We start from the raw sequence: 26,004 nt of genomic DNA, 5'->3' as shown, positions 1-26,004 counted from the left end.
CTTGGGAGAATCACTGGAACCTTGGAGTGATGGGTTCATGGCGTGGCCTCGCAGCAATCGTCTCATCGGATGAAACTCTGCTCTCCAGCGTCGTTGACCGCCACTTCATTGCAGAAATTCTCTCAGCCCGGTTCAAAGAAATCACGAGGAATTAAGATGGACTTAGCCCTGCCTGTCTCGTCCCGAATATTGCACATCCTTGGGGCAATCGTCCTGTTTGGCGGCGCGTACTTCATTCGCTATCTGCTGACACCAGCTGCTGAAGAGAGTCTCAATGACGAGCAGCATGCGACACTGAAAGAAAGTGTCTCAAAGCGATGGCGGAAGATTGTGGGGATGGTCATCGGAGTCCTGATCCTGACCGGCTTTTACAACTACATCGCTGTGATGATTCCCCTGCACAAAGGGGACAAGATGTATCACATGCTGATGGGGATCAAGATTTTGCTGGCGTTTGTGGTCTTCTTTTATGCGTCAGCACTGTCTGGCCGTGCCAAGTCGTTTGAAGGAATCCGTCGGAATGGGAAATTCTGGATGGTCTTCAATCTCGTCTGTGCAACGATCATCGTCGGGATCGCCGGTTACCTGAAGGTGCGTGGCGCTCCGTAACTGATCTTCCCAGTCGTAATCAGCATGCTGAATCACGCCGTTTGCTCCGCCGACAAGTCATGTCGTCCCAGGGCAGGCGGCGTTTTCTTTTGAGAGACAGCTTGCTCGTTTCCGATGACTTTTATTTTCAATAGGTGTGAGTTCTTCACAGCGAATCGCAGTGGCTTCCTGATTTACTTCTTCCCGCATTTCTTTCGCATCCTCCACATCTTCCAGTGACGGATCGTCTGTAACTCTTTCAATATGCAGAATCTGCCGGTCCAAAATTGCCAAAATCGGCTGTTTCTGCCGCTCCAGATGGAATAAATGTTCCCTTCCTGCCGAGCTGCCCACCATTTTCGTCCCATCAAGTGGGTTCGTGCGACAGGGAATTTCCACTGACTCATCAGCAAAAGAACACGAACCGTTTTGCTTTGTCTCGTGTGCTGGAGTCGGTTCCTGTTTGAGAAGGGGGACGCCACAAGATTGCTCGCTGCAACTTGTGGAGAAACGCAATGGAGTGCGGAGATGGTGATTCACTTCTGCAGTAATCAGGCATATTCAGCCAGCAAATGGGCAAAGGCCCAATCTGCCTTGTTTCTGGCCTGCGTGGGGACGGTGGTCCTTTCGCTTGTCGGATGCACACAACCAATTCATCGCACGACATACGCACCACATTCACCGCAAATGATGGTCGGAGCGAACTCCGTTCCGGTTTCTTCTGCATCCATGACGGCATGGCCATCGGCGTCGACTGGACCGATCGCTTATCAGGCGGGGTACACCACGTCGGCCGCGATTCCAACATTCTCTTCGTCGCCCTTGTACGGGACGTTTGCAATGGGAGCAGCGACGGCGCCGATTGCAGCTCTACCATCTCATCCGATGCCGGCGTCAGGCTCAATTGCTGCTGCAACGCCACGGCCAGAACCTGCTCACCCTACTCGGGCGGTTCCTCAGCAGGCACAGGCTCCACAGCCAATTCCTGCACAAGCTGCGCCTCAGGCAATGCCGAAGAAAGCGGTTGCTGCCTCGACTCCCAAAGACAATCCAATTCCGATGACTGCGATTCCTCCGCAGGCTCCTGCTTCGAATCCGCTAGCTGCAGCGACGCCGAAGCCACCAGCAAAGCCGCTGCCGCAACCAATCGCTCAGCCTATGGCACCAGCGTCGCCACCGGCCATCGCGTCTGATCCACTGGCTATAGCGAAGCCGATTCCGCCAATTGCTGCTACTCAGAAGGCGATGCCACCTGCGAATCCGATCCCAAATGAATTACCAGCCATTCCCCCGATTGCAAATAACCGTCGACCAGAGCCCAAGGAAACCTCTTTAGCGTGGGCTCCGTGGCCATTCACCGCCAAGTCTCCTGAGAGCGTTTCCAAACCAGACCCGATTGCCGGAGCACGTGGGTTGATCCCGTATCGCGGGGCAACGCTTCCCGGTTCAAAAGCAGCCAAGGCTTTTCGTGATCGCATGGCGAGTAATACTGCTGTGGCATCGTCAGCAAGCAGTGGACTGACAAATGGAATTGCCCCGCTTGCGCGACCTGGACTTCAGTTTCGGGGAGGACGAACGCTGCAGGATCTGGCATTTGTGAATCTCTATATTGGCGGAGAAGATCGCTGGAAACAGTCGGATGTTCTGGCAATTGATAAGGCGATTTCTGCGGCCATGGCTGATGAGCAGTTGAACAAGCCTTTGCTGCAGTATTTTCATGGAAAGCCGATCAAGAGTGTCGCACTTCCGTCTCATCCACTGGTTGGAACTGTTGCTGAAAAGCTGACTCGAGCAGACGTTCATCAGACGTTGCGATCGCTGCATGCTCAGGGGTATCTCGACGACTACGATCTCGATCACACTGTCTTCAATGTCTTGTGTCCGCCGGGAGTGATCCTGAGTGATGAGACGCCTGAGGTTGATTCCACTGCCGGCCTGGCAGGGTATCATGGATCGGTTCCGTCGGAGATGGAATCGATTCTCTATACGGTCGTTGTTTCGTCGGAATTGCTGCCAGACGGGCGTCAGAATGGAATTCCTGCATTTCAGCAGAGCTGGAAAAATACCGCGGCGATCTTGTATCACCAGTTGCAGGAAGTGAGAACAAACCCTGATGCGGAAGATGCGTTGCGAAATGCAGGCGACCCGGACGGGGCCGGTAAGTTAGGCTGGACTGCAGATAGCGGCGACGAGTTGGGTGACCTCGCTCTCAAGGACGGGACACCACTTACAGAGATCTTCCGCGAGGTCCCGTTGACGAATGGAAGCGGAACTGTTCCGGTTCAGATTCTCCTTCAGGAGCAACCAGCGGCACCAGTTCTGTCTCCAATCGGGGACCTGCCGCCGATTGATGGAAATCTCTTCTCGAAGCCGTGATTCTGCGAATCCGTCTGTCCTGCAGAAATCCTAAAGTTCGATCGTGGGCGACTGGCCTGGGCGTTGAGGGGAAGCTGTTTCGGAGTGGACCCACTGAAAAAAATCAAAATTTCCTTCGGCGATGTCCCAGGAAACGATGCATGGACATTCATAAGAGTGGATGCATTTGATTCGTTCAGTGACCTTCGAAACGAGTTCCGGACGGGTTTTCAGTAACATCCCGACTTCTGTGGACTCGTGGTTGCTTCCCTCCCAGTTGTAGACCGAAGTGATTTCCCCAGTGATGTTTGCGCACGCAATCAGTTGCTCGGACAACAACTGCCTCGCGATCGAAAGGGCTTCTTCTCGCTTTTCGACAGTGACGTACATCATCGATAAATTCATTAAATTCCCCTTCTGGAAAACAGATTGGCGGAAGTCTTGAAAACAGAAGTGGGAAGAGCTATCGTTCGGGACTTTCCGCGATCCGGCTGAGGAAGCACGACCTGTGAGAGTGTGTCGGACGGAACTCAATCGTCAAGACTGAAGAAATACGGATTCATGTCACATATCGTCAAAGTCTCCGGCAAAACGCGAACTGAGGTTGGAACGGCCACCACTCGCCGGATTCGGGCACAGGGGCAAGTTCCTTGCAATTTGTATGGCCACAAGCAGGCATCGGCAAATCTTGTTGTTGATGCTGAAGCAATTAGTAGTTTGGTCAAGAGCGGCGCCCGTGTTATTGATCTCGACGTGGACGGAAACGTTGAGAAGGCGCTGGTTAAAGACATTCAGTGGGACACGTTTAGCACACATGTGCTGCACGTTGATTTCCTGCGAGTCGATGTGAACGAGCGAGTGGAACTCGACGTTCCGCTGCAGCTTCGTGGTACAGCTCCAGGTGTTGTTGCTGGGGGGAACCTTGAGGTTGCTCACCACAACATCCGAATCGAGTGCCTGGCGGTCGAAGTTCCTGATTTTATTCAGGTTCGGATTGCCAGTTTGAACATTGGTGACTACCTGCGTGTTTCTGACCTGCAGGACGTTCCAGCCGGTGTGAACGTACTGACTTCTCCTGAGACGATTCTGGTTCACGTCGCTGCACCAGTTGTTGAAGCTGACGAAGCAGAAGCGGCTCCAGCGAAGAAGTAATAGGATTTAGCTGTAAGGTGGCAGGTTGTAATGTCCTGCCACTTTACGTTTTGCAGCTGTGTGCAAAACCGTCATGAATGTGCTGGAGTGAGTGTTGAAGATTGTCGCAGGATTGGGTAATCCCGGGCGGAAATATTCTGGCACTCGGCACAATATCGGTTTTGAAGTCGTGGCTGAGTTGGCAAAACGATTTTCAGCAGATGGCTGGAAGAATCGCTTTGAAGCAGAGGCAGCTGAGATTTTGATCGGTGGAGAGCGGGTTTTATTGCTTGCTCCGCAGACCTATATGAATCTCAGCGGACGCAGTATTCGAAGTGCGGTTGCTTTCTATAAAGTTGCCCCTTCGGATCTGTTGGTGATTTGTGATGATTTGAACCTTGATTTGGGCCGCCTCAGACTCCGGGCTTCCGGGACTGCGGGGGGGCAAAACGGGTTGAAAAACATCATCGATCAATTGGGGACAACTGAGTACCCCAGGCTTCGCGTCGGGATTGGACGGCCTCCTGAAGGTCAGGATACCGTTAATTATGTTTTGCAGACATTTGCAAAATCCGAGCGAGACACGATGATGGATTCTGTCTTGAAGGCCTGTGATGCCACTGAATTGTGGGTCAAAGAGGGCATCGGACAGGCAATGAATACATTCAACCGTTCTGACAGTTAAATGTCTGGCGGAGTGAGATTAGAGTCGGAGCCGGTACGGATCGGTCTTCGATGAACGCGATACCTGATCTGCCGGCAGTCAGCGGCTGGCCGTCAAATTGTGAAGGGGATGAACTTGGCTGAACGGTTGTACGAGTGCATGTTTCTGCTGGATAGCGGTCGCTATGCTCAGGACCCACAGGGCACTGAAGATGCAGTTAAAGAATTCTTGACCCGTTGCAATGCCGAGCTGGTCGCCTTGGCCCCTTGGCAGGAAGGCAAGCTCCCTTACGAGATCGATGGTCATCGTAAAGGTTTGCACCTCCTGACATACTTCAAGATGGACGGCTCACAGGTTGAGCAGCTCAATCGCATCTGCAAGTTGAGCGACCTGGTGCTTCGTGTTCTGGTGATTGAGCACGAAGCTGGACTGTTCGAACTGATGACAAGTCAGCTCGCACACGGCGGTGCTCAGCGAGAAGAAGAACCTGCTGCAGCTGAGTAGTTCATGGGGAGCTTCTTCATCGAAGCTCCTTTTGGTTGTGCCCTGCGTTTGCAGTGACCAGTAGTATCATGTTGGCGTTACGCCAGCATGGGGTGAGTTGATTGAGCGACTCTTCGGGTTGACGGCACTGGAGTTTATCTGTTCCGTCAGACACCACGGTGTGAAACGAAGCCGCGAGGGAGAATATGGCCAGCTACAACAAAGTCATCCTTGTTGGAAACCTCACTCGTGATCCGGAAGTGAAGTACACCACTGGTGGGACTGCAATTGCCGAGATTGGCTTGGCAGTGAGCCGAACCTGGTTTGACCAAAAGTCAAACGAGCGAAAAGAAGAGACGACATTCGTCGATATCACCCTTTGGGGACGTCAGGCAGAAGTCGCAGGGGAATATTTGTCCAAGGGTCGGCCTGTCCTGATTGAGGGACGGTTGCAATTGGATACTTGGGACGACCGGGAATCGGGTAAGAAACGTTCGAAGTTGAAAGTCATCGGCGAAACCATGCAGATGCTTGGCGGCCGAGGAGAAAATACTGGCGGCGGCGGTGGAGGCGGGCCTCGTTCCTCATCACGTGGAAGCGGTGGTGGAGCGCCTCAACAAGACCCGATTGACTCCTTTTATGACACTCCTCCACGCGGGGGAAGCGTCAGTGACGAAGACGTTCCGTTCTAGTTCTGTTTCTGGACCGCATTTGTGCTGGTCAAGAAAACGGTTAGATCGATATCATGCAGTTCCCGGCCATGTTCCGCCTGCATCTTTCATATAGATTAAAGTCACCTGCATTTACGAGTTGAGATTGAAATGGTCGTTAAACGCAAGCACGGACAGAAGATTCGCTCCAAAGATCGCAAGGGGGGGATTGAGCTGCTCCTTGCGGAAAACGTCGAAAACCTGGGCAATCAGGGTCAGATCGTTCGAGTAAAGCCGGGCTACGCCCGTAACTTCCTCGTTCCTCACGGGTTGGCAACAGTCGCTACTGAAGCCAACAAGCAGATGGTTGAACGCCATCGTAAACGTCAGGACGAGCTCGCACTGGCCAAGAAGAAAGAACTGCAGCAGTTCGCTGAAAAGTTGCGTTCTTACAGCGTCACGCTGGAAGCCAATGCAACAGACGATGGCCAGCTCTATGGTTCTATCGGTCCTGTTGACATCAGCAAGGCATTGAAGAAAGCCAACTACCCAGTTGAAACTTCAATGGTCAAGACAGAAGGGGCAATCAAGAGCCTCGGTATGTACACGATCAATGTCGAACTGGCAGAAGGTGTGACAACCGAAATCAAGGTTTGGGTTGTTCCAGCAGCAGCAATTAAGTAACGCTGGACGTGGGCTGTCGCTCACGGTTTCCCGGTGAAAATCGACGGTCCGACTCGCTATTAAAAAGCGAGTCGGACCGTTTTTCGTTTCGGTGTCAGGGGATCGTTGAAGTGCGTCACTCCGATGTTTGGGAGGCGAGTTTCAAACAGGGCTGGCTCTGGATAGAATGCCTGTCTGTTCTATTGTTTCGCCCGGAACCCCGGTGTCTGTTGGCCTGTCTTGGCTTCACTTCTGTGAAGGTTTAAGTGTTTTGCAGCCGACTCCCTGGTTCTTGAAAATTGTATTCGTCTTCTACGATTGAGAGTTCGAGGCCAGTCAATGGAAAAAGGCCGCACAGCGGGTGGTCCTTCCAAGAACGCGCCGCGTTTGAATGAGTTGGATCCCCGGATCAAAGTTCCGCCACAGGATTTGCTCGCCGAACAAAGTCTGTTGGGGGCGATGTTGCTTTCGAGCGAAGCCTACGACGAAGCCGTTCAACACGTTCAGGCAGTTTGTTTTTACAGCGACCCGAATCGTCGAATTTTTCAGTGTGTCTATGACATGTACGAACGGGGAGTTCGTGCAATTGACGTCGTGACGCTTTCTCATGAGCTGAAAAAACGCAACGACTATGATGAAGTTGGTGGAGCTGCTTACCTCAATGAGGTGATGGCGGCCGTCCCGCACGCGGCACATGCAGAGTATTACGCGAAGATCGTTCGTGAAAAATATCTGCTTCGATGCTTGATTGAGGCCTGTGAACGGAGTCTCACCGAGACTTACCAGCAGGACGAAGATGTCGAAGACCTGCTTGCCAGAACCGAGAAGCGAGTCTTCGGGATTCTGGAGCAACTTGAGAATGTTGATTCGATTGCGATCGACGACATTCTCAATCAGACTTTTCAAAAGATCTTCGAGCGAATGGACCGCGACGACACCGTCAGCGGTATCTCCAGTGGTCTGCATGGTCTGGATGAGAAGACATCAGGTTTTCAGCCGACAGAATTGATCATCCTCGCGGCTCGTCCTGCGATGGGAAAGACTGCGTTGGTTTGTAACGTCGCGATGGCTGTCGCCAAGGCAGCCAAAGGGGTGCTGGTCTTCAGTCTTGAACAGTCCAAGACCGAATTGGCTGAACGTCTGTTGTGTATTCATGCGAAGGTCAGCGGTCATAAGCTGCGTAAAGGGGAACTCGACGAGTACGAGCAAAGTACCCTGATGGACGCTGCGAATGAGCTTCGTAACTGGCACATCTCCATTGATGATACGCCGGGACGAACCATGTCTCAGATTGCGGCAATTGCACGCCGTCTGAAACGCCGCGGACAGCTCGACATTGTGATCATCGACTACTTGCAGCTGATTGAGGCCGAAGACCCGAAGATGCCGCGTGAACAACAGATTTCGTCGATTACACGACGACTGAAGTTCATGGCCAAAGAGTTGCATATTCCTGTCATCGCATTGGCCCAGTTGAACCGCGGTCTGGAGCAGCGGGAAGACAAACGCCCAAAACTCTCCGACCTTCGTGAGTCTGGTGCGATCGAGCAGGACGCGGACATTGTGATGTTCTTGCATCGTCCGGAAGCCTACGATGCTGAAGATCGCCCAGGTGAAGCTGATCTCATCGTGGCGAAGAACCGTCACGGGCCGATCGGGATTGTTGAGCTTGTCTGGCTGAGAGACATGCTCAAGTTCGGCGATAAGAGCCCGATTTCTATTGATATCAATTAATCATCGAGGTGACATCCTTCGGCGGCGATCGCGACAGGGCGTTCGCTGTTGAAGGGGCTATCCGGTTTGATGTGTCAGATGTCTCGCGGTCGTCTTCTCGATAGGAGAACGACTGAAAGAGGTGTCACATCTGTTCAATAATTGAGATCTACGCCGCTTTTCTGGCGGCATCATTTGCTGAGAGTTCGTTCGTTTGGCTTTGCAGGTGTTTACGCTGACGCGAGCGGTCGGTGTAGCCATTCAGCAGCAAGCCGATCCAAGTACGGCGGACGAAGATTTCGTAAGACAAAAGCGAAAGTGCCACGGTGATTAGCACTGAAAGAATCACTTCTGTTATCGGGGACCAGTTGACGCTTCTAAAGTCGATGCTGACGAGGCAGACAATTGGTAAGTGAATAAGGTAAATCCAGAACGACGCCTTGGCCAAGTAGGAGACGGCGCGGGGGAGGCGTTCGAGATTCCATACGATTGCTGATTTGAATAATGCAATTGAAGTCAACAGCCCAAAAGCAGCCCAAAGATATGGAAGCTGTGCATTCTTGACGGGTCGGGCTTCTGCAGCGAGATGTTCATTCAATTCTGGAACAACGCAGACTCCGGCGAGAATGGCGGCAATAAAGAGAATGCTGGTGGGAACTCCCTCTTGCTGCCGTTGCTCTCCTTGAATTTTCCAGCACCACCCCAATGCAAATGGAACAGCGTAGTAGGTCAGGTTTTCCCATTGAGGAATCCATGTGTTGCGAAACCCGATGACGATTCGCGGTTCCCACCAGAGGATGCTTCCTGCAATCAGAATCGAAATCAGGATGAACAATGGCCCTGCTGCATTCGGGATGAAGTCGGTGGCCGATTTCGTCTGAACATGACGTTGGCGCGGAACAAGGTTTGAGAGGTGGGAAATTCCCCAGGCTGCGACGCAGTAACACAGAAGGTTGACCAGATACCAGACGTGACCAACTCCATAGAGTGCGGTTCCTTGCTCACCGGTCACTCGAAGTGATCTCAGCTTGCGAAATGGAATCTGGTCGTCACAGACCCAGCCGAGAATCCAGATGTATCCTGCAAGTGGAATGATGAACAGCAGAGCAAACAGGGCTGGTCCGCCGATTCGCAGAAGTCGATGTCTCAAGAATTGAGTTGACCCGACCTGTTCAAAAAGCTGTGCGGCAAAGAATCCACTCATCAGGAAGAAGAGCGGCATGATAAAGCCGTTGATTCCCCAGCAGAGTGAATTCACCAGTGTGCTTGTTTCGGGCGAAACTGCTGGCCAGAGAAGTCCTGGGAATGGAAGCGTGACATAGGGGAGCCCGGCGTGCAGACACACAACCAGAATGGTCCCGACAACGCGGAGCCATTCCAGTCCAAGCTGCCGATCATTTCTGCGGCGTGCAGGCGAAATCGGGAGTAATGTGTTGGGGAGTCCTGAAGGCATCCTTGCCTCAAATCCGTGGGACTTGAATGAAAGTTGCAGAAATATAGCAATTGCTGGAATTGAGAACGAGAGGAATTTCCCAATGCCATATCGGGGAACGCCGGGCGAACTCAATTCTCAGGAATTCTCGGTGTAAATGGCCGTCTGTTTGGAAGGCGTCGAATTTTGATGAGCGACGCGCTTGCAGGCGGTTCGATTGTTCGCAATACTTCGCAAAATGCGACGCCCGTGTTTTCCGATTCTGGGCGTCAAAGTTGTCTCGCGGCATTACTTTCGCAAGTAATGAGCAGGCAATAGGTTAGAGACCACGCCGAAGTGGCGGAATCGGCAGACGCGCTGGATTCAAAATCCAGTGAGGGTAATTCCTCGTGTGGGTTCGATTCCCACCTTCGGCACTAGGTAAAATGCTGGTGATTTGATTATCACGGCTCGGATTTGATAGCCTCGTCGGAACTGTAACGACACCCGTTACGACACCCGGCGAGGTTTTTTTATGAAGAAGCCGTACAAAACGTTCCCGCTCACGTTGCACCGAAACGGACAGTGGACGAAAAAGCACAAAGGCCGTTCTTACTATTTTGGACCGCACGCGAACCACGAGGCTGCACTCGCCAGATTCCAGGCTGAGTGGCCGGAGATTATTGCTGGGCGCCCGGTTCACCCCGCAATCGTGTGCTCACAGACGATGACGTTGAGCGTCTCAAGCAAGTCGTTGCGAGTAAAGTCAACGGCGGAGCCCGACCGGGATCAGGTCCGAAACCGAAGAAAAAGAAGTGACAAAAGCCCCACCGGATGGCGGGGCTTTTTTGCGTCTTGTGCTTGCCAGCGACGCGAGGCACAAAATATAGACGCTCGCAATTATGGCTTGAACACTGTTCGCTTGTTCAGTAAAACACCGTCAAGGAAACAACTCACAAGAATGTGAATCAACTCCGTGACGGGCTGTTCTCATGACGATCTCTAACGTCAACACTCAATCGCAAATCCACCGCGCTGACGCTCTTTTCGCGGCTGACGGTGGCGCTGTTGTTGCGTCCTTCTGGAAGACGAGATAGCTCTCAGGCCGCCACATAATCCCGCATCTATGGTGTTGGCGTAAGTCGCTTTGGCGTCAAATCGTATATGGCGTCTAGTATCAGGTTGGCAAACTCGACGTCCATTCCCTTAGAAGACTTTTCGTCTTTTGGGAGATTGTCGCGAGTTCCAACGGTGATCTTGGAAGACATTTCTCGAAACACCTTCTGTCTACCTTCGCGACTCCACGCATAAAAGCGGACGGGGTACGTCTCTCCAATCTTCGACGATTTAAACCATCTTTCGAAATCAGGAGCGGTGGCAATTTTCTTGCCGCCAATTTCAACAATGATATCACCGCCAACCATTCCAGCATCGCGAGCTGGTGTCTCGTCTCCTGTGCTTATCACTACTCCATCGAGAGGTATTCCAAGTGAGTCTGTAAATTTCGGACGCACGTCAGCAAGTGTTACGAATCCGACCCCAATCCACTTCTTGGATTCGTCTTGTTCCGGCTTATTAGGTGCGGGACTAATTGACTCTTTCTGGTCCGTCACGGGTGCAGGAGATGCCGCCTGCGTCTCGTTCGCTGCGTTGCTGCTGCTTCCTGTCCACGAAACAGCAGATGCAAACAGGGCTCCAGCAACGAAGCAGGCTGCGCCGGTTCCAACAAGTGCCGTAACAGTGAACGTATTTGCGGCTGGCACTTCCGTAGGCGACTTCTTTTGTGGTTTCACAAGTCCCGGCACCGTCACGGAAGACTGGCATTTCGGGCAGGGAAATGACGCCCCGGCCTTTGATTCTGGAGCCTTTAGTGAAACGCCACACCCATTGCAGTTGAACTTGATCATGATTATTGGCCCTTGTCGACACCTAGGATTTCTTGACGTCGCTCCTTGTCTTCAGCTTTGCCAGTTCGGCTTCGGCGGCTCTGTCAAGGACTTCGCGAGTCCACGTTGCGAGCGACCATCGTCTCGCGGCGGCGGCTTGCTCCCACAGTCGTTTTTGCTCAGCAGTGCAGTCGATTCGGTGTTGTGGTTTGTTTTTACTTGCCATGACACACAGTATCACATTGGTACTTCGACGTTGACAAGTGAGTACCAATTTGGTACTTCTGCTCGCATCGACTTTAACGATCAGCATGGCAGCTTGTCGCAGGGCACCATGTCGATTAAACGAAACACTCGGGAGCAATCCCGTATTTACCTCGTCAGTGGACTGCGACCCACTGGCGGGGTTTTTTCGTACACACGTAAAAAAAGCCCAGAGAGTTTGGCGACTCAGAGGGCTTGTGTGATTCAGCGAGGTTTGGCGACCTCGTAATTGTTGTTGCTGGTCCGAGTTTGGCGACCCGAACCAGCGGCGTCGATTTCCGCGTCTGTCAAAACATGGAAGGCTCAACACCATGAAAGATATGGTGACAGTAGAAGGTATGTCAAGTGAAATCGTTCACCAGCTTGCCAGAATTGCTACGGCGCTTGAGTCAGGAACGGTAAAAAACACAGCCCATACGGATCACGGAGACTCTGAAGCACTCCGAAATGTGCAGGCGATTGGCTGGTTGTTCTACCTGAGAGAGAAGAACGGGAAAGCTTCTAAGGCAGACGTTGCTCGGGCGATGGGATACAGCAACCACTCGGCACTGCGACACCTGTCGACTTTCTCAGTAGTGTTCGACCGAATGCGAATTGTGGATACGGCCACAACGAAAGGCGGTTCGTCTCGACGGAACGGTAGGACAAATTATGACGACAACGAAAGCGACGAATAGAGCAGGTGTCGCGACACCCGTCACAGTTGTTTTCCGTCCGCGATCGTCCTCGATGGTCTTGCTTGTAGAATCCGCTTGTTGTTATTATGTACGTACTTACACAGTTTCCGACGATTGGTGGCTTGGATTCAAAATCCAGTGAGGGTAATTCCTCGTGTGGGTTCGATTCCCACCTTCGGCACTTAATACAGCAAACATCGACAACCCAGCTTCGGCTGGGTTGTTGTGTTTCTGGATGTGTGTTCTTGGCTAGAACCAGTTTGTGGCCCCGACGTCGCTGAGATCGGGGTGCTCTTCTAAATTCCCTGGTTTTAATGCTTTCGAAAGCAGAAGTTGGTTAACCAGGCAAAGGTCGCTGCAGCGATTGCCATCATCAATGCGGACCCGATGATGATGGCGCCTGTATTCGGCACACCAACGAGAGCAATCCCGGCAACGAAACCTACCAACGACAACAAAATCGAAAGTCCTCCCACCATAAAAAGGCTGAAAATTGCGATGCCTGGAACCGCAGATTGAGCCGCTTTTGATTCTTCCGGGGGCATAGGGGCTTTCCTTTTCTAATACGTCGCCACAAAGAATTCTCGTCGATCTCAATCTCTTGCACGGGCCATACGCGGCAGGGATGGGAAGTTCGGGGAGAATAGGAGAGCGTTACGTCGCGTGCGCACATCCGATTTTGGGTGCAACAATGACGTTCGCTGCTGTGGATGCCTTCGATCAGCCGATTAATTACTTTGTTGAATTGGGAAAACTTGTTCCCTGCGTTTCCCACTGCGACAGGGTGATTGATTGCGAATTCCATAATGCGAGCACTGTTCCGTTTATTCAAGGCGGAACACGTCGTTTTCTGGGTAGGAACGATGGAGGAACAATGTGCTGCAAAAGGAATTTGCTCTATGCCAACCATCTTCAATTCCGCTAAAAGCCGCTTCGTTGAAAACGGGCAAATTTGAATGCCACGGAAGTTCTGGAGCGGCGGGAACGCACCGGACGGCAGGAGTGATTGGATGATGACGCCAAGCGTTTCTGGATTTGTGTCCACTGGAATTTCAGTGGCGGCGCTCGCTGCACTCCTGTGCTTCAATGGTTGCGCAAATATGAATCATGCGCAGTCTGGAGCACTGGCCGGGACCGCAATCGGAACGATTGCAGGTGCTGCTCTGGGATCGCACAGCGGAAACTCGGGTGCTGGTGCGTTGATCGGCGGTATCACTGGCGCGATGGCTGGGACTGTGATCGGCGACGCTGAAGACGCGCGAGTCGAGCGGGACGTGGCGGTTGCTCAGCGGAACAGTGCAATTGCTCAGGCTCAACATACGGCGCAACAGAATGCGCTGACGAATTTCGACCTGATTCGGTTAGCTCAATCCGGGGTCAGTGATGACGTGATCATCAACATGATCCAGAGTCGCGGTGGGCGGTTTGATCTCAGCACTGATTCGGTGATTACTCTGAAATCGAATGGTGTGAGTGATCGGGTCATCGTTTCGGCTCAAACAGCAAGACAAATTCCAGCTGTTGCACCTTCAAACGTTGTCGTTGTGAAGGAGAGTCCAACGGTGATTTATGAGCCCGCTCCACTTGTGGTTGGCGGCTGGTACGGCCATCCATACCGTCATTACCACCACCGACATCATCACCATCACGGTCGTGTCGGAGTTCACTTCGGCTTCTAGACCGGTTTGCTCTCTCTCTCTCTGAAACACAGCTTCACGGCTGCTGTGTTCGACCGCTACATCGAGGCGCGTCGGCCGGGTTTGGCGCGATGAATATGCTCATTCGCACATCCAGCTGACGTTGGTAGCAGCTTCTGAGGACTGCATCGTCCATCTGGATTGAAAACTGACCGAACGTCGGCCATGACTTCCAGGTCAGTTGGCGTGAACAGCTTATCCATGAAGCTGATCTTCTCGACCCCGATGCCGTGTTCGCCGGTGACGCTTCCGCCGAGTTCAATACACTTGGTCAGGATGTCGTCTCCTGCATGGATGACGCGCTGTGTTTGTTCCGGGTCGCGTTCATCGAATAGCAGAATCGGGTGAATGTTTCCGTCCCCAGCATGAAACACATTCACGATGCGTAAGTCGTATCGTTTCTCGGTCTCCTGAATAAACGCGAGGATGTCCGGGAGCTTGGTGCGAGGGACAACGCCGTCCTGGGTGCAGAAGCTTGGTGCGAGTCGCCCGATGGCTCCGAATGCCTGCTTTCTGCATTTCCACAAGGCCATTCGTTCTTGTGTGGATTGAGCCCGACGCACTTCGCGAGCACCGTGGGCGAAGCAGATTTCAGAAATTCGTGCTGCTTCAATGTCGATGCCTGCTTCGAGTCCATCGACTTCAATCAGTAGAATGGCACCGGCGTCCAGTGGAAATCCGAAGTGGAACGCCTGCTCCACGGCTCCGATGATTCCCTGATCCATCATTTCCAAAGCGGCAGGGATAATGCCTGCTGCGATGATGCCGCTGATTGCTTCTGTGGCTTGTGTCACCGTTGGAAAGACGCCGAGCATCGTGCGGAAGGCGACCGGATCTGGTGTCAAGCGGACCCAGATTTTTGTGCAGATGCCGAACGTTCCTTCACTTCCGACAAAGAGTCCGGTCAGGTCGTACCCGGAATGGTCTTGGGTCGGGCCGCCTAATGTGGCAACAGTTCCAGTCGGGAGCACAATTTCTGCCCCGAGAATGTGATTGACGGTGACACCGTATTTCAGTGTGTGTGGGCCGCCAGCGTTTGTCGCAACGTTCCCGCCAATCGTGCAGGCTCCCTGAGAACTTGGATCTGGGGCAAAATGGAAGCCTGTGCCTTTGAGCTTTTGGGTGAGATGCACATTCACGGCACCTGGCTGCACGATTGCGTAGCGGTCTCGCAGGTTGATCTCTTCAATGGCCTTCATGCGAGTCAAGCAAATCATGACTCCGCCACCGACAGGAAGTGTTCCACCAGCAAGGCTTGTGCCGGCCCCACGAGGGACGAATGGGACGTTGAACTGATTGCAGAGCTTGACGATCTCGACGACGTCTTGAGTTGTTTGCGGGAACACCACGATGTCTGGCATCGACTTTTCGATGATGTAGCCATCGCACTCGTAGACCAGTCGTTCCGAAGCCGCGGAAAGAACGGAACCGGGACCGAGAAGGTCGACCAGTTTGGAGACCAGATCAACAGCAGCTTCAACAACAGTTGTGTTCATCAATTCGACCCGCGAACCAGAGCATGTGGCGGATCAAACGAAACTGCCGATCCGCCATAATCAGTCATGGCCATTCAATATAATGGTCCACTGATCATATCGGATCGGCAGTAAGACAACAGGTTCCGGGCCAGGTTTGAATCGATTTTCGAATCGAATTCCGGTCATAGGAACGGATGTTGCGATCATCTTGGGCCCAGCGAAGCGTTGGCCTTTCGGCCACCGTCTCACCGGGGAGTGTTGCAAGTCTGTTGAGACCTAATTGTCCGATTTCGCTGCCGGGAACTCAAACAGCGATTGAGTTCGCAAGACGACGAGATCGTCTGGGAACGTGTGGAAGATACTGACGGTGATTGAGTTTTCACTACCGTCGATCTGAGCGAGGCTCAAAGGGCCTGGCTGCAGGCGGTTCTTTGCAGGAAACTGGTGTGATATGAATGCTTTCGAAGCTTCATATTCCAGTTCCATCTGCACTCTGGTGAAGACTGAGAAATCGAGGATTTCAATCTGACCGGCAAAGTGATACTTGAAGTTCTTCTCTGCTTCGAGCACAAGTTCTTCTGTCTCATTGAAGAAGTATGTCTGCTGCAGACCGTATGATGAAAGAACTTCGCTTTCCGGACCGGTGACCTCAGTCATTGACTGGCCATTGCAGGTGAACTGCAGGTAGTGGCCTCCCTGACAGATTCCAAGGGCGAGGTCATATTGAGACGAACGAATTCGCCCGACGATTGCTGGACTGAACATCTCTGGATGAACAGCGCGATCAAAGAAGCGATAAGCTGTTTCTGCGATACTTGGGCGAACGGAATTGGTGGGCATTGAAATTGCCTTCCCCTGTTCAAAACTTGTAAATCGCGTCTCAGGTGCTCGGGGGTGCGTACTTTGCAAAATTTCTACTGGACAGAATTTGGTAAATGATCTGAGTCTCTGCGTAAACAATCAGCGTTGGGACATGATGTTGGTAAACTGAAACTGTTAATCAATCTGTTTTTATCGGTATTTGACTGCGGTATGCTGAGTTCCATTTTTTGCAAATTCTTTTCACTTCTCCATGAGTATACGCCGTGTCCAAATCACATCAAAGATGGCGTTCTTCAAGATTTTTTATCTGCCCCGTTTGAGGGGTGTTTTTTGAGGAAGAGGCTTGAAGAATGGTGATATTGAGGTAGTCCATGTGAACTATTCTTACGGGGCAGTCTCAATTCTAATCGTGTGGTCTTGAGGTGGAAGTTTTTTTGGAACGTTACGTCGTACTGAAAATCCGGTGGACGCTGTTCAGTGCATTCGAACACTCTGTTTCGGTTGAAAACCTGACGGAGTGAACTGTTCTTGTGATCAGTGAAATGAATTCTGCCCCTGAAGATCTTGCTGTACTCTGGATTGAAGAACCGGTACGACGCTAGGATCCGACTTCGTGTCAGAAATTTTCACCTGAGACGCATTCCGTTTCGCTTCGCAGATTGTTGTGTTCTATGTCGCTTCCGGTCTTTGAGTTCATCGTTGAAAGAGAACTCAATGGAGTGCGCATCGATTCGTTTCTGGTGAAGCATCTTCGAAACTACACGCCGTGGCGAATTCAACGGATTGTTCGTGCTCAGGGAGTGACGATCAATCATGCTTTTGCAGAGCAGTCAGATCGGGTTTTCTGTGATCAGGAAGTTCGAGTCCGCCTGTTTGAGCCACCAGATAAGATGATTGAGCATTCAGAGCAGGATCTGAATGTGCTGTTTGAAGATCCCTGGATGATGGTGGTGAATAAGCCAGCAGGGATCATCGTTCATCCTGTTGGTGAAGATCAGTCAGGAACCTTGTCGAACGTCCTGCAGTATCATTTGGATCAGCGTGGTTCCTGTCGTGGACTCTTCCGCCCGGGGATGGTGCATCGGCTCGATCGTCAGACGAGTGGTGCGATTGCCGTTGCGTTGACTCATCAGGCACATGCCACGCTCTCTGCAGCATTTGAGGCGTCGCGAGTCGGGAAAACGTATCTCGCACTCGTCGAAGGTGTGGTCAAGCAGGATCGTGGATCAATCGATCTGGCAATTGGTCGTGCGAATATCGGGCGACACGTATTAATGTCATGTCGAGCGGATGCTCGAGATCGTAAGGCGGCGAAAACAAACTATGAAGTCGTCCGGCGGTTTGAGAATCACACTTTAGTGCTGGCGAAGCCGCGGACAGGTCGAAACCATCAGATTCGAGTTCATTTCGCTGCTCTCGGGCATCCGTTGGTGGGCGACGAGTTCTATGAAACTCAGGGGCGATTCAAACCATTCTATGCGGATATCGATCCGGAAGCTTCTCGTGAAGTTGAGACGGGATTACCAATTCGGCGTCATGCCTTGCATGCGCTTCGATTGGATTTTGCACACCCCATCAGCGGGGGGTGGATCGAGTGCGTCGCGGAACCACCAACTGATTTTCAGGAAACGATCGCTGCTTTGGATCGTTCACGCTTAAGGGCAGTCTGAACCGGTTCGGCCTCTCGTGTGCCCGCACGCGTTCGACGCCTGCGCTCGCTGAATCAAGCTTCTGTCTGATCTTGATCTGGTCTGCTGCACACGTTTGCTTTCACGACTCATGCACATGTCGACACTGATCGATGTGAATGTGTCGATTGATCAGTAAGGTGTGATATGCAGATGTCTGAATGTCTTGGTTAGATGCAGATGAGACTTGTCTGTCACTTCTTGAGCGTCTTCTTTCGTGACTCTCCTTGCGCTGATTTCATTTCTTGTAAACAGAAACTTTTCAAACGTGGCGCAGAATTGAAACCTGTTGGCCTTGAACTTGCATTAGGGGAGATCGTGGCACTGAAAGCCTGATAAATCCTGCGGTTTTCAAGTTGAAGTGCTTGGTTTTCTCGCAAGCCTGCATGCAATGTCGGCAACAGAGAAAAGCCTGAGGGAAGCAGCGTTCACTGGCGATCTTGAGCACGATGACCTGTCACTTAAAGACATGTTGAGTGTGAATGAAAGCCACCACTGAATTGACTGAATTGCCTGGTCCGATCTGCCTTTATCTTACCGTTTAAAGAGCTCGCAATTTTTAAGAACTGCCTGAGCGATTTGTTAACTCGCCTCTGATGATCGTGACGTTTCAAGTCGAGTTTGCCTCAGATGTCACCTGTCCTGTGATAGGGACTTGACCATTGTTCGATGAAGAACACGACGGATCGAAACGTGTTCGGCATGAGCTCAAGGGAATTGGGAAATGAAAGCTTTGAAGTCGACTGCACCATCTTTTCTGGGGATGTTCTTCAGTCTCGCTGTCGTGATCTACTGCTCCATTTCAGGAGTGTTTCCTGCAGCGGCAACGATTGGAAAGCAATGTGTTACTGTTCAGGAAGCGGACGGAATTCGTATTGAAGAAGAGTTGCTGGCCGATGGGGTGACACGACATGGAGTCACTCGAGTCTATGTCGCTGAAGGCAATTCGAGTTATCAGTTGTCAGAGCGGATCTATAGTCGGGGCGTCGAAGTGGGCTGGTCAGACTTCTGGCCCAACGGCAATGTGAAGCTGCGCGCTTATGAAGCCTATGTCGGCTCTCATATTCAATACGAGCTCTTCGATGAAGCTGGGTTGTTGGTCCGCAGCTATTAGGATAACGTCTGGGAGCTTCGGAGCTGTCTCGCGTGAACTGCATCGAGACAGCAGTCTGTGAAGGTCCCTCAGGTGCTATCTGATTCTGGTTGTGATGCTGATGACGTTACCGTGTGAGTTAAAGACAATCCTGTTTGATATGGGAAACGTCCTTGTCTTCTTCTCGCATGAGCGAATGTGCCGGCAGATGGCGGAAGTCTGTGGCTGTTCCGAAGCGGAACTTACCAGACAACTCATGGCGTCCGGATGCCAGGCCGACTTTGAACGTGGCCTCATCGATGAACGCGAATTGCACAATCGATTTGAAGCCCTCTTTCAAAGGCCAATCGACTTTGATTCCCTGTGTGAAGCGTCAGGGAATATCTTCCAGTTGAACGCGTCGATCATTCCGGTGCTTGAAGAACTCAAACGGCTCAGGCTGCGTCTGGTTCTCTTGTCAAACACCTGCACGACGCATGTTCGCGTGATTCGCAGAAACTGGAATGTGCTCAATTACTTCGACCATCTCATCGTCTCTTATGAAGTCGGTGCGGTGAAGCCAGAGTCTGCGATCTATCAGGCAGCACTGAATTCAATTGAATGTCACCCGAGCGAAGCGTTGTATACGGATGACATTCTTGAGTACGTCGAGACAGGCAAGTCGTACGGTTTGAGTGCTGTTCAATTCAGCACCACTGAGCGATTTGTGAGCGACCTGCGACAATATGGAATCGAGATTCCATCGACGGGGCGATAATCATTCTCGCGAATGGCAATCATCCGCTCTTGAATGCTCTATGTTCCCGCAACTTCTTTCAGACGGTCAGTTGCCTGATTTGTGAAGAATTCGAACTCGGTATTGTCCCCGTAAAGTCGAACGATGGCCTGCCATTTCTCTCTGGCCTGCAACTTCTTTCCTTCGGCATACAGCGAATCAGCGTCTTCCAGTTGCTTCTTGATGAATGTGGTACGGTCGTCATCCGCGCCGACATTCGTTTTGATCTTCTCAGCCTGACGGCGAGCGAGGTTCAAATAAGGGCGATTCTCAGGTGACATCGCAATCACTTTGGGGATCGCTTCGTACTTTTCCAATGCGGTAAAGCGATCGCCAAACCTTTCATACTGACCAGCTGCCAGATACAGTCGTTCTGCTTCGTTGGTCGGATCTTTATTCAGCTTGATGAAGGTTGCGATGCGGTTTTCAGTCAGATTCATTTCGATCTGATCGAGCCACTCCTGACCTTCTTTCGCGTGCTCACCTTCGGGGTAGCGAGCGAGCATTGTCAGCAGATCCTGCTTGGCATTGATCCACTGGCTTGCTGGCTGCTGCATATACTTGGAAGCGCGAGCGTACAGGTTGCTTTCACTGCGAGTACGGACAATCGCGATACTGATCCCGACCAGAATGATTCCCAGCATTGTCGCCAGGAACCACGTTTGCTCGTAGATTGGGACTGCAGGTTTGTCCTCGGTCGCTTTCTTTTTCTTCTTTTTCTTTTGGACCGAAGTCTTCTGTTTTCCCGTCGCGGTGATGCCGCCAACAGTGGCTGCTTTTCGTTTCTCTTCCTGCTGTTTCAGTTTTTCTTTGATCTCATCGAGCCGAACCTGAACCGCGAGTGCATCGAACGGTCGGTCACTTGGTTCTTTGGAGAGAAGTTCATCAATCAGTTTCCCGAGGATGACTGGCGTGTCCTGACTGAAATCTCGAACTGAAGGAGGGGCTTCGTCGAGATGTTTGAAGAGGAGCTCAGCTTGTGTTTCTGACTGGAAAGGAACACGTCCGGTCAACATCTCGAACATGACACACCCGAGTGCGTACAAGTCGGTGTGTTTGGTGATCGGGTATTTTCCGCTGATCTGTTCTGGAGCCATGTAGTTCATGGTTCCGACAGTTTTTCCTGCCTGAGTAAGTGCTGTCGCCTGAGTGTCTCGCGCGATGCCGAAGTCGCTGAGCTTCAGAGTGCCATCTTTGGTGACCAGCAGGTTTCCCGGCTTCAGGTCGCGGTGAACAATTCCAGCGTTGTGGGCGTGTTCCAGTGCGCGTGCAATCTGAATCGTGTAGTCGATCGTCCGTTCCCAATTGAACGGAGCTTCCTTCTTGAGTAACAGATCGAGGGCGCCCCCATCGACCATTTCCATTGCATAGAAGCGTTGGGTACGGTTTGACCCGGCCCCATAGTATTTGATGATATTGGGATGCTGCAGCTTTTTGAGAATCTCGGTTTCCCGAATGAACCGTTGATTCACCGCATCGTTATCGCTGACGTCAGGAGCGAGCACCTTCACGGCGCATTTCAACCCGTTCTTTTCATACGTCGCAGAATACACAATCCCCATGCCGCCGACGCCAAGCTGTCGATCCAGAAGGAACGGGCCAATATGTCGTCGATTTTCGGACTCGGTGCTCATGGGGATGACAGCTACTGAAAAACGATCGGTGGCGAGGAGGAAACCTGTACGAGTCGTTGGAGCAACTCGCAATTCAGAGAGCGGCAGGGAATAAACTCAACACGGACATGCCAGCTGCAACTGCTGAAGAGTCGAATCGAGTATTGCTCTCGACATGCAGTGTCTCCAAAAATGGGTCCGCTCGCAATCTGGGAGACATGAAATGCTGTTAAATTGATTTTGAGTGAATGGGGTTCAGGGATCAGACGGCTTCTTTCAGGCGAATGGTCCTGCGAGAGACGCATTCCGACATCATAAATCCTAAGGACGAGAGACAGCTATTTCGATGCGGAATCGACCTTTGGCTGTGGAAGAATCAGCAGTTTTGCCATTTCAACGAGGAGTACTTCCAGGCGAGTGTCGTATTCCGCTTCACTGAGGTCCTTCTTCTGTACTCGAAGTCTGGCGATTTGCAGCTCCAGTGTGTTTCGTTTCGCAATCGCTTCCGGGGATAAGGTGGCATCAGCGTCACTGGCACGTAAATGCCACTGATGGGCGATAAATCCATCTGGGAGTCTCTGAGGATCATCTTTCCGTTGAACTGGTTGCAGCCCTTCGAATCCCTCTGGTGGAACCGGTCGTCCATCGCCATTGTCATCCAGGACAGGGTGCTCTGTCGGGATTCGTCCATCACCGGAATAGAACTCCTGGGTTTGGGCCGAGCCAAGTAGAAACGCTTCAAGCAACGAGGTCTGTCCGTCCTTGTCGAGATCGGCACTCGGGTCGTTCAGTGCGGCTGCAAGGTATCCACCGAATCGGGAAAAGTTGACGTCGCTGCCACTGTTCGTTGCTGAGATCACAACACGATTGGGGGCTGCCAGAGTTTGCAGGAATGGAGCACTTGCAGAAAAACAGCAGATGACACCGATTGGTCGCGAAATGGGGGCGAGCCACTCGTTCAGTGTGGCTGGTGCGAGGTCGTTCCCTGGGAGATTAAAGCGGGAGTTTCGACCATCGAAGGTTCCGTGTCCGATCAGCACAATCCAGAGCGGAAGCTGCGAGTTATTGTGCAGAGGGCGAATTGCCTGCTCGATCTCTGGGAGCGTACCGGTTGCATCGTCTCCCCCCAATTGTTGAATGCGGATCTGCCCGGCTGTGGCAACTGCTTTCCAGTTCTCAGTCCACTCCTGAAACTGTCTGGAATAGTCTGGCTCTCCGGTTGACCCCACGACGATCAGCAGGTCCCCACGATATTCCTGCGCTGCAGGTTCGCCGGCCGCGAGCAAGGGAGTTGACATTGACACTGCGATGAAGCTGCACGTTGTCAGAATTAATTGAAGGAATGGGAGCCGCTGCATCACGCTAATCCTCCCCAGCGTCGAAGTCCCCATTCTGCAGTCAGCAGCGCCAGAGCGATCAGCAGAATCCACGGTCGATGCCACAATGGGATCATTTCCGTCTGCATGATGGGGACGTTGCGAAAAGGCAAGGTGCTAACAAAATCTTCCAACTCCGTTGCCTTCACTATCTGCCCGCCAGTTGCGTCTGCAAGTTTGGTCAGATCCTTCAAGTTGATATCCGCTTTTCGGAACTCTTGAGCAGTTGGATTACTGGCCCAACCGATTTCGGCGGTGAGTGGTTTGCCGTTACTGTCGGTTGTTGTCGCTCTGGCTGTGTATGCACCAGAGAGGCGTGAAACATGAATTGCTTCATAGGTACCTGCCTGATCTGCACAGGGTTGAGCATCCACCTGAACGGTCTTGCCATCAGGGAGGCGTACTTCAATCTGGACATGTTCCCCATCCAGCGGTTGATATTCCTGATCTCGAAGCTGTACCCGAAGCGTGGCGGCGGGTTGGCCTGCCAGTTGAGTTGGGCGATGACTGATCGCAATGCGTCGTGGAACATCTCCAACGAGCCATCTGGCAAGTTGTCGCCAGAACTTCCCGGCGTCGTCTGCTTTCTCTTGCGAATCCTGCAGCTTCCATCGCCAGAGATCGCCGGTCAGAAGGGCCGCGGTTCGTCCTTGCCCGAATGAGTGGATGACCAGCGCAGCATGGGTTTCGTCGGATTCATTTCGAACAGTCGCGAGAGTGCGTGCGCCCGGTTTGATTTCTGATGAGGACGAGATGATTGTCAGATCCGGGACGTTATCCAGACGAGACTTTTCCGCTTGCTCTGTGTCTCTGCTGCGAGTCCACGGCTCCAGCCACCCGTCTCGTGTGAGTGACCAGCGAAGATTCCCAGTGAGTGGAGCGGCAGTGCGGTTGAGGTAGACTGGAAGTGTGTTGGCAACCGGCGATCGGTCCCATTTTCCATGTTTGAATGAGTCTCGACCGCCAAGCATTAACAGTCCGCCGCCTCGTTCGGAGACAAACTTCTCAATCAAGGATTGCTGGTCGCGAGTGAAAAACTCCGCTTCGGTGTCGTCAATGATGATGGCGTCGTACTCGAACAGAGTGGCCATGGATTTCGGAAAACCTTCGTTCAGCTCCCCGGCATCTCTGGTGTTGATGCGGACCAGAACCGGTTGACTGTAGTCCTCGGCTTCCTGATCTGTTTCACCTTTGAAGCCTCGGAAAAGCGAGTTGTTTGATTCCCCGACTCGTCCTCGAAAATCAAACTTGGCTTCCTTCTTTGCGATCCGAATCAGACTGACAAGTTGCAGTTGCTGGTCCTCTGAAAGTGCTCTCCCTAAGAACTTGTGCTCCCAGTTCGGGCGTCCCCCGACATAAAGGATTCGAGAGCGATGGGGGTCGCGGTTGACGCTGACGAGAATCGTATTGTTCAGGACCGTTGCTTCGCGACTCGTCTCCGGATTTTCTAGAACGTTGGTCTCATCGTCGGATGTCACGGCCAGATCATAAAACAGAGGTCCAGATGTCTTCGGGCGGATTTGAAATCGGGCAACAAGTTCAGACTGTCCGGTCGTCGAAAGTGTGACTGTCTGAGATTCGGTCGAGTTGGGGGAAAGATCTGAGAGTGTTGCAACCAGTTTCTCTGGTCGCTGCCCGGAAGTTGAGAATCTTGCCTGCACGGTGACAGGGGCATCTTCGAAGTTCGTCTGCGAAACGGAAACCGATTCGATTCCGATGTCTGGGCGAGTCTGTTCTTCGCCAATGATGACTGGATACACCGGTATACCGAGCTGATCTGCTTCAGTCAGGTCATCGGTGCTGTTTCCGTCTGTGAACAGCAGGACACCGGCCAGCGGTTGTCCCTGATAACGTCGCTTCAATGTCTGTAGAGCAGTCGCAAGGTGACTCGCGGAGTCATCAAAGGTCAGGTTGAGAAAGTTGTCGACACCAGCGAGGGTGGTTCCGTATGTGTAATCCCGAACCTGAAAATCCTGTTCAAGACGCCTGAACCATGGGGCATCTGGATTCGTCAGTAATTCTTTGTAGCGTGCTCCCCGAAGTTGTGCTGCTTCTTCGCCTGTCAGGATTTGCAGGCTGGCACTTTGGTCGGCAATGATTGCAAAAATGTTCTCGCCCGGCTTGGCATAATGTCTCGTCATCAACGGGTCGACCAGACAGATCGCCAGCAAGGTGATCGCTGTGGATTTCAGAGCGAACAGGCCCCACTTCCAGCGTGGAGGGAGAGGAGAGCGAATCGCAGCGGTGAGAAGCAAAGCGAGGAACAGACCGATAACAATGAAAACGATCCAGCCCCAGCCGGGCGATCCCAGTACGATTGAGCTGGCTGTCGTGACGTTTTCAAACGGTCCCATCCCCAAGGTTGACTCCCCTGATGATGCTCGCTGAACACCCGGTCAGCTGGGACCGGTGATAAGTGACTGTGACGATATTGCATGCGATCGAACTGCTTCAAATAGCGTATTCCGGCGGTTAGCGATTCGAAAGCCTCAGTTGATGAATCCAGAAACTTCGATGAAAAAATGATCTGAATGAAAAAGTGTTTCGTTCTGTAATTGCAAAGGGAAATTCTAATACACGGGGCCGAAGATTGATGTCGGACCTTTAGACGCCAAGGAGCTTGTGATGTTCGGAGTGGGCCCAGTTGAAATCGTTGTCATAATCATGTCACTCCTCATTTACGCTGGCGTTCTCGTCGGAATTGGAATGGCCCTGTACTTCATTGTCCGCAAGGCGGTGCGCGACGAGATACATGTGGCGATGAGCGCAAGTGACAAGCAAACGGATAAAAGCCGCGAAGTGTTTTGAAGCAGATCGGAGGATGGTGTGGTGGATGCTGTGACACGGAATCATGGTGTCATTTACTCCAGCGCCTGCAGTTGAATCGCTTCCGAAATCGAACCGTTCTATCTGTTAACAAAAAATGGTGGCCGGCCCATTTCGCTGAGCCGGCCACCATCGAATTTTGGAAACGTGC

Annotated in this window: 24 protein-coding genes and 1 tRNA gene; 15 read left to right on the top strand and 10 right to left on the bottom strand. The window is 52.2% G+C overall.

Annotation, left to right across the window (positions count from 1 at the left end):
• The first annotated feature begins 156 nt into the window (after window positions 1–156).
• Window positions 157–609 (top strand): hypothetical protein, encoded by a 453-nt coding sequence (locus SH527x_RS08955; protein ID WP_437194314.1) that lies wholly within the window; start codon window positions 157–159, stop codon window positions 607–609.
• Window positions 610–666: 57 nt separating this feature from the next.
• Here the strand turns inward: SH527x_RS08955 and SH527x_RS08950 are convergent, their stop codons facing one another.
• Window positions 667–945 (bottom strand): hypothetical protein, encoded by a 279-nt coding sequence (locus SH527x_RS08950; protein ID WP_437194313.1) that lies wholly within the window; start codon window positions 943–945, stop codon window positions 667–669.
• 171 nt (window positions 946–1,116) lie between these two features.
• Here SH527x_RS08950 and SH527x_RS08945 point away from each other — a divergent pair, with 171 nt between their 5' ends.
• The gene (locus tag SH527x_RS08945) at window positions 1,117–2,964 is read left to right on the top strand and encodes a hypothetical protein (RefSeq protein WP_437194312.1); all 1,848 of its coding nucleotides are present in this window, start codon (window positions 1,117–1,119) and stop codon (window positions 2,962–2,964) included.
• A 30-nt stretch (window positions 2,965–2,994) separates the two neighbouring features.
• Here the strand turns inward: SH527x_RS08945 and cutA are convergent, their stop codons facing one another.
• Window positions 2,995–3,348, bottom strand: a complete 354-nt coding sequence (gene cutA / locus SH527x_RS08940) for a divalent-cation tolerance protein CutA (RefSeq protein WP_437194311.1) — start codon at window positions 3,346–3,348, stop codon at window positions 2,995–2,997.
• A 156-nt stretch (window positions 3,349–3,504) separates the two neighbouring features.
• Here cutA and SH527x_RS08935 point away from each other — a divergent pair, with 156 nt between their 5' ends.
• From SH527x_RS08935 to dnaB, 6 genes are all read left to right on the top strand, one after another.
• Window positions 3,505–4,095: a 50S ribosomal protein L25 gene (locus SH527x_RS08935; RefSeq protein WP_437194310.1), complete on the top strand. Its 591-nt coding sequence runs from the start codon at window positions 3,505–3,507 to the stop codon at window positions 4,093–4,095.
• A gap of 91 nt (window positions 4,096–4,186) precedes the next feature.
• Complete coding sequence (gene pth / locus SH527x_RS08930; protein WP_437194309.1) at window positions 4,187–4,759, top strand: aminoacyl-tRNA hydrolase; 573 nt, start codon at window positions 4,187–4,189, stop codon at window positions 4,757–4,759.
• A gap of 114 nt (window positions 4,760–4,873) precedes the next feature.
• Window positions 4,874–5,242 carry a 30S ribosomal protein S6 gene (gene rpsF / locus SH527x_RS08925; protein ID WP_437194308.1) on the top strand — a complete coding sequence of 123 codons (369 nt, stop codon included), beginning with the start codon at window positions 4,874–4,876 and terminating at the stop codon, window positions 5,240–5,242.
• A 185-nt stretch (window positions 5,243–5,427) separates the two neighbouring features.
• A complete protein-coding gene (gene ssb / locus SH527x_RS08920; protein WP_437194307.1) occupies window positions 5,428–5,913 on the top strand; it encodes a single-stranded DNA-binding protein in 486 nt (161 codons plus the stop codon).
• A gap of 129 nt (window positions 5,914–6,042) precedes the next feature.
• The gene (gene rplI, locus SH527x_RS08915; protein ID WP_437194306.1) at window positions 6,043–6,555 is read left to right on the top strand and encodes a 50S ribosomal protein L9; all 513 of its coding nucleotides are present in this window, start codon (window positions 6,043–6,045) and stop codon (window positions 6,553–6,555) included.
• Between the two features lie 318 nt (window positions 6,556–6,873).
• Complete coding sequence (gene dnaB, locus SH527x_RS08910; RefSeq protein WP_437194305.1) at window positions 6,874–8,268, top strand: replicative DNA helicase; 1,395 nt, start codon at window positions 6,874–6,876, stop codon at window positions 8,266–8,268.
• Window positions 8,269–8,416: 148 nt separating this feature from the next.
• Here dnaB and SH527x_RS08905 read toward each other — a convergent pair whose 3' ends face one another.
• On the bottom strand, window positions 8,417–9,700 hold the full coding sequence (locus tag SH527x_RS08905) for an acyltransferase family protein (RefSeq protein WP_437194304.1): 1,284 nt from the start codon (window positions 9,698–9,700) through the stop codon (window positions 8,417–8,419).
• 309 nt (window positions 9,701–10,009) lie between these two features.
• On the opposite strand from SH527x_RS08905, the gene SH527x_RS08900 reads away from it, so the two are divergent.
• Window positions 10,010–10,095 (top strand) — tRNA-Leu (locus tag SH527x_RS08900).
• 687 nt (window positions 10,096–10,782) lie between these two features.
• Here SH527x_RS08900 and SH527x_RS08895 read toward each other — a convergent pair.
• Window positions 10,783–11,565 carry a PDZ domain-containing protein gene (locus tag SH527x_RS08895; RefSeq protein ID WP_437194303.1) on the bottom strand — a complete coding sequence of 261 codons (783 nt, stop codon included), beginning with the start codon at window positions 11,563–11,565 and terminating at the stop codon, window positions 10,783–10,785.
• A 581-nt stretch (window positions 11,566–12,146) separates the two neighbouring features.
• On the opposite strand from SH527x_RS08895, the gene SH527x_RS08890 reads away from it, so the two are divergent.
• Window positions 12,147–12,485, top strand: a complete 339-nt coding sequence (locus tag SH527x_RS08890) for a hypothetical protein (protein WP_437194302.1) — start codon at window positions 12,147–12,149, stop codon at window positions 12,483–12,485.
• A 311-nt stretch (window positions 12,486–12,796) separates the two neighbouring features.
• Here SH527x_RS08890 and SH527x_RS08885 read toward each other — a convergent pair whose 3' ends face one another.
• Window positions 12,797–13,030: a hypothetical protein gene (locus tag SH527x_RS08885; RefSeq protein WP_437194301.1), complete on the bottom strand. Its 234-nt coding sequence runs from the start codon at window positions 13,028–13,030 to the stop codon at window positions 12,797–12,799.
• A gap of 555 nt (window positions 13,031–13,585) precedes the next feature.
• Here SH527x_RS08885 and SH527x_RS08880 point away from each other — a divergent pair.
• Window positions 13,586–14,164, top strand: coding sequence for a glycine zipper domain-containing protein (locus tag SH527x_RS08880; RefSeq protein WP_437194300.1), 579 nt, complete (start codon window positions 13,586–13,588; stop codon window positions 14,162–14,164).
• 56 nt (window positions 14,165–14,220) lie between these two features.
• Here the strand turns inward: SH527x_RS08880 and SH527x_RS08875 are convergent, their stop codons facing one another.
• Window positions 14,221–15,678, bottom strand: a complete 1,458-nt coding sequence (locus tag SH527x_RS08875) for an FAD-binding oxidoreductase (protein WP_437194299.1) — start codon at window positions 15,676–15,678, stop codon at window positions 14,221–14,223.
• Between the two features lie 258 nt (window positions 15,679–15,936).
• The gene (locus SH527x_RS08870) at window positions 15,937–16,500 is read right to left on the bottom strand and encodes a DUF2617 family protein (RefSeq protein WP_437194298.1); all 564 of its coding nucleotides are present in this window, start codon (window positions 16,498–16,500) and stop codon (window positions 15,937–15,939) included.
• A 653-nt stretch (window positions 16,501–17,153) separates the two neighbouring features.
• Here SH527x_RS08870 and SH527x_RS08865 point away from each other — a divergent pair.
• From SH527x_RS08865 to SH527x_RS08855, 3 genes are all read left to right on the top strand, one after another.
• Window positions 17,154–18,152, top strand: a complete 999-nt coding sequence (locus SH527x_RS08865; RefSeq protein WP_437194297.1) for an RluA family pseudouridine synthase — start codon at window positions 17,154–17,156, stop codon at window positions 18,150–18,152.
• Window positions 18,153–18,894: 742 nt separating this feature from the next.
• Window positions 18,895–19,284, top strand: coding sequence for a hypothetical protein (locus SH527x_RS08860; RefSeq protein WP_437194296.1), 390 nt, complete (start codon window positions 18,895–18,897; stop codon window positions 19,282–19,284).
• Between the two features lie 100 nt (window positions 19,285–19,384).
• Window positions 19,385–20,020 carry an HAD-IA family hydrolase gene (locus SH527x_RS08855; protein WP_437194295.1) on the top strand — a complete coding sequence of 212 codons (636 nt, stop codon included), beginning with the start codon at window positions 19,385–19,387 and terminating at the stop codon, window positions 20,018–20,020.
• A 38-nt stretch (window positions 20,021–20,058) separates the two neighbouring features.
• On the opposite strand, the gene SH527x_RS08850 is transcribed toward SH527x_RS08855, so the two are convergent.
• The 3 genes from SH527x_RS08850 to SH527x_RS08840 all read right to left on the bottom strand — a co-directional run bounded on the left by SH527x_RS08850 (window position 20,059) and on the right by SH527x_RS08840 (window position 25,381).
• Complete coding sequence (locus tag SH527x_RS08850; RefSeq protein ID WP_437194294.1) at window positions 20,059–21,672, bottom strand: serine/threonine protein kinase; 1,614 nt, start codon at window positions 21,670–21,672, stop codon at window positions 20,059–20,061.
• Between the two features lie 317 nt (window positions 21,673–21,989).
• Window positions 21,990–22,949, bottom strand: coding sequence for a hypothetical protein (locus SH527x_RS08845; RefSeq protein WP_437194293.1), 960 nt, complete (start codon window positions 22,947–22,949; stop codon window positions 21,990–21,992).
• 59 nt (window positions 22,950–23,008) lie between these two features.
• Window positions 23,009–25,381 carry a glutamine amidotransferase gene (locus SH527x_RS08840; protein WP_437194292.1) on the bottom strand — a complete coding sequence of 791 codons (2,373 nt, stop codon included), beginning with the start codon at window positions 25,379–25,381 and terminating at the stop codon, window positions 23,009–23,011.
• A gap of 310 nt (window positions 25,382–25,691) precedes the next feature.
• Between SH527x_RS08840 and SH527x_RS08835 the strand changes: the two genes are divergently transcribed.
• Window positions 25,692–25,835 carry a hypothetical protein gene (locus SH527x_RS08835; protein ID WP_437194291.1) on the top strand — a complete coding sequence of 48 codons (144 nt, stop codon included), beginning with the start codon at window positions 25,692–25,694 and terminating at the stop codon, window positions 25,833–25,835.
• Window positions 25,836–26,004 lie beyond the last annotated feature (169 nt).

The organism is Planctomicrobium limosum (assembly GCF_051465645.1).
GTDB lineage: Bacteria > Planctomycetota > Planctomycetia > Planctomycetales > Planctomycetaceae > Planctomicrobium.
Note: the sequence above shows the minus strand (reverse complement) of the source record. Positions and strands in the feature narration are given on the sequence as shown.